The following is a 3,736-nucleotide window of genomic DNA, read 5'->3' on the forward strand; positions in this document are numbered from 1 at the left end:
TCCGAAGTAGCCGAAATTTTGGGAATGCAGCGCGGCATAGATAAGCGAATAAGCAAAGCCGAACGCATTGAGCCACGCAAATACGCCAAACAAAAAGAAACAGAAAAAAAGACTACAAAACAAGCAATCAACGATTTAAATAAAAAAATAAGAGAAATTGAGAAACAGCAAAGAGAAGCACTTAAAGAAGCAGATAATGCCTTTCAAGCTGAACGAAAAAGAATGATCGAAGCAAATAATGCTTTGGTTGAGATGGGATTACCAAAAATATACGAAAAAGATCAATATACAGATCTAGGCAAATGGCGAGATCTAGCAAAGGCAAAAATTCAAGAATGTAACCAAGCTCAGATTTTAGAGCTAAAAAAACAACTCGAGCAAGAGCAAAGAGCCCACGAAGCAACAAAAAGAAATTTAGAAAAAGAAAAAACTATAAGTCAAGACTATAAAGATTTTAAAAAAGAGCGAAATGAACAAATCCTAAAAATTACTAAAGAAATGATGATTTCCACCGAAAATTTTAAAACCTATGATGACTATGATAACGGGATTTTAAAAGCTATTAGTAATTTAAAACGTGAAAACGATACACTAAAAACGCAAAATAAAGCCCTACAAGAGCAAAACGATATCAAAGACAAGGAAATTATCGCATTAAAACAAGAAAATGCAACAGCGGTCAAATTTGACGACTTAAAAGAGTATTTTAGCTTAATTAACTATCGTGCTTCTTTTGAAAATGAAAGACCGAACACAATTTCAGGCGATTTTCGTGGAAAAGACAGAGAAATAGACGCTAAATATTCTCAATTGCCGCTTTTTGATGAGTTTATTAAGCCAAATGTGTTGTTGGCAAAGAAAGCACATTTAGAAATTATGCAAGAGCAAGAGAAAGAGAGACAAAAGGCAGTATCTCAAAAAATAATTAAGAAAGATACTGGCAGAAGCTTTTAAAAAGACCTTTATCATCTCCCCAATAATTGCTAAAGCTTTGCGGAGCGTAGCGACTATGCAAAGCGTAAAAGCTCGCGGACGAAAAAGCGTAGCTTTTGAGCGCTGCTGAAGCGTCCGAATTTTTAGTCGGATTTTTTCAAAAAAGTGGTCGATTTTTTTTCGCGAGTTCCCTTTTAACATCTTTTTAAAAACCTTTTCTTATCTTTTAGGTGTTCGCTAGAGCCGATGGCGTCGAGCTTGGCAAGGGGTATATAGCAACAGATTTCTCACGATATAGCAACAGATTTCTCACTGATATAGCAACAGATTTCTCACGATATAGCAACAGATTTCTCACTGATAGGGGTAGAGATTTTCCGCTGATAAAAAACAACATAATTATTGACAAGTTGTTTTAAAAATAGCTATAATAGCAACAATACAATAATAAGGTTGTTTAATGAACGAAGTTGTAAAGTATTCAAATGAGCTACACGAGCTAAAATTTAATTCACTGAACGAGGCGCAGCAAAACGTATTCTTTACCCTTTTGCAGCAATTTAGAAAGGCTAGCGGCGATACGCTAGAGCTTGACTTTAACAAGCTTTTCGAGCTGGCTCAAATATCGCAGGGAACGAATTACCGCAAAGAAATTTTAGACAAAATAGGCAAGCTTCAAGAGTTTAAATTTCGCTATCAAATTAACGAACTAGGCGACCTAAGACAAGACGTTATTTTTCCAAGTATAGAAACCGATAGTAAAAACAAGGTCTTGAGAATTAGAGTATCGCAAGGCTTTAAAGAAAGGTATATTAATAGCCCACTAAAAGGCTGGACTAGATACGAGCTAGCGGAGTTTGTAAATCTTAGCGGCACATATACAAAAACAATCTACCGCTATTTAAAGCAATATCGCCAAACTGGACGCTGGTGCATTAGATACGACGATTTTAAAGAGCTTTTGGGTATTCCAGAGAGTTACAAGGCTGGAAATATCGACCAACGAATTTTAAAACCGATAATCAAAGAGTTATCGGCAGAACGAAACCTTTTTGATATGCGCCGCACACCTTTTCAAAAACTATCAGTCCGAAAATTTAAAAAAGGGCGAGAGATTGAAACGCTAGAATTTACTTTTATGCCGCAGCCCGTTTCAGAGCTTGAAAAGGACGAGAAAGAGAACGAGAGAAATCTAGCAACTATTGCGAGAGATATCCAAAGAGAAGAGAGGCTGCGATCTTTGAAACAAAACAAAATCGACGAGCTAAAAGCCTACCTTTTCCAAAGCGTCAGAGTTAAAAATCCAAACACTCAAGAATATGACACCCTAAAAATTATTGAGCTAAATTACAACCAAGATAAAATCAAAGCCAAGCTAAAAAATTCTGATGATGACTACATAACCGAGATGACTTTCGAGAGCATAAAACACCTACAAAATTTCTTAGGTTTTTAGCTTATTTTCAATTATATTTTTTTCTACGAGCTTGTCGAGTAGAAAAACAAATTAGATCATCTTGCTTGTCAAGGTGTCTAATTTGCAAATTAGACACCTATTCGCAAGCTCATAAATGTCAATTTGTTTTTAAAATATTTTTTATGATAAAATCACAACAAAATATTTTAAAAAGGAAGCCACAATGCAAGCAACTATTGATTACCAAAAATATGAAAATATGAGTAAGCGAACAATATTTAATCATCTGCTAAAAGCTGAAGCAAAACTAAGCTCACTTGAAGAAGATTTTAAAAATAAAATCGCTACGCAAAAAGAGCTAGTTAAATTTTTAAGAGCCAAAACAAAAAGCAAGATAGACGAGAAAAATATTTCTATACCTGCGCTCGATGAAGCGATAAGAGAATTTGAAAACGGCGACGTTATAAAGTGCAATGACTTTGCGGATTATCAAGCAAAGATGAGAGAATAAAAAATGCTCAAGATTACCACTTCAAAGAAGTATCGAACACAGTTTAAAAAGCAAGCCTCACAAGATCAAGACCTGATTGATGAAGTAGTTTTTAAAATTGCAAACGGCGAGACCTTAGAACAAAAGCTTTGTGATCACGCACTAAAAGGCAAATATTCGCAGTATCGAGAATGTCACGTAAAGCCTGATTTATTGCTAATATATCAGATAATTGACGATGTATTAGAGCTTTACTTAATGCAAATTGGCAGCCATAGCGAGCTTTTTAATAAATAAAATGAGCCAAATTTCAAGTATAAATTTTAAAAAATCCTTTGCAATCAATGCCGAACATAATGATCGCACACTTCCGCCAAGCTATCTAATCGATAACGAAAAAGGGGCGGAATGTGACCGTAATGCAGAGCAAGCAAGGGAGCTAAAAGGGCAAATCATAGCCCAAGCCAAAGAAACCTACACGAGCCGCACTGGGCAAAGATTTCAAGCTAAAACTTACGAGTGGAGCGCGGTTTGTAATATAAAACCCGATACCACAATGGACGACTTAAAGCAAATAGCCCAGCATTTTAATGACAAATACGGCTTTCAATGCTATCAAATCGCAATACATAGAGATGAAGGGCATAGAGACGAAGACGGCAAAAAGCAAATCAACCATCACGCCCATTTAGAATTTGTCACTCTTGACAAGAACACTGGCATAAATCGCCAAAGGGAACTTACACCGCAAAAGCTTAGAGAGCTACAATCCGAAGTAGCCGAAATTTTGGGAATGCAGCGCGGCATAGATAAGCGAATAAGCAAAGCCGAACGCATTGAGCCACGCAAATACGCCAAACAAAAAGAAACAGAAAAAAAGACTACAAAACAAGCAA

General features: G+C 36.1%; 3 protein-coding genes and 2 pseudogenes. All 5 read left to right on the forward strand.

The annotated features are described in order from the left end of the window. A pseudogene (locus CVS91_RS10075) lies at positions 1-954 on the forward strand (hypothetical protein); the annotation flags it as partial. A 439-nt stretch (positions 955-1,393) separates the two neighbouring features. Then, positions 1,394-2,389 (forward strand): replication initiation protein, encoded by a 996-nt coding sequence (locus CVS91_RS10080; RefSeq protein WP_107831864.1) that lies wholly within the window; start codon positions 1,394-1,396, stop codon positions 2,387-2,389. A gap of 184 nt (positions 2,390-2,573) precedes the next feature. After that, a complete protein-coding gene (locus CVS91_RS10085) occupies positions 2,574-2,861 on the forward strand; it encodes a hypothetical protein (protein WP_107831865.1) in 288 nt (95 codons plus the stop codon). A 3-nt stretch (positions 2,862-2,864) separates the two neighbouring features. After that, positions 2,865-3,137, forward strand: a complete 273-nt coding sequence (locus CVS91_RS10090) for a type II toxin-antitoxin system YafQ family toxin (RefSeq protein WP_107831866.1) — start codon at positions 2,865-2,867, stop codon at positions 3,135-3,137. 1 nt (position 3,138) lies between these two features. After that, positions 3,139-3,736 (forward strand): annotated as a pseudogene (locus tag CVS91_RS10095) (plasmid recombination protein); the annotation flags it as partial.

Source organism: Campylobacter concisus (assembly GCF_003048985.1).
Taxonomy (GTDB): Bacteria; Campylobacterota; Campylobacteria; order Campylobacterales; family Campylobacteraceae; genus Campylobacter_A; species Campylobacter_A concisus_AY.

Excerpts from the sequence above, each read along its gene's own strand:
- CVS91_RS10080 (WP_107831864.1), top strand. The coding sequence starts at position 1,394 with ATGAACGAAGTTGTAAAGTATTCAAATGAGCTACACGAGCTAAAATTT.
- CVS91_RS10085 (WP_107831865.1), top strand. The coding sequence starts at position 2,574 with ATGCAAGCAACTATTGATTACCAAAAATATGAAAATATGAGTAAGCGA.
- CVS91_RS10090 (WP_107831866.1), top strand. The coding sequence starts at position 2,865 with ATGCTCAAGATTACCACTTCAAAGAAGTATCGAACACAGTTTAAAAAG.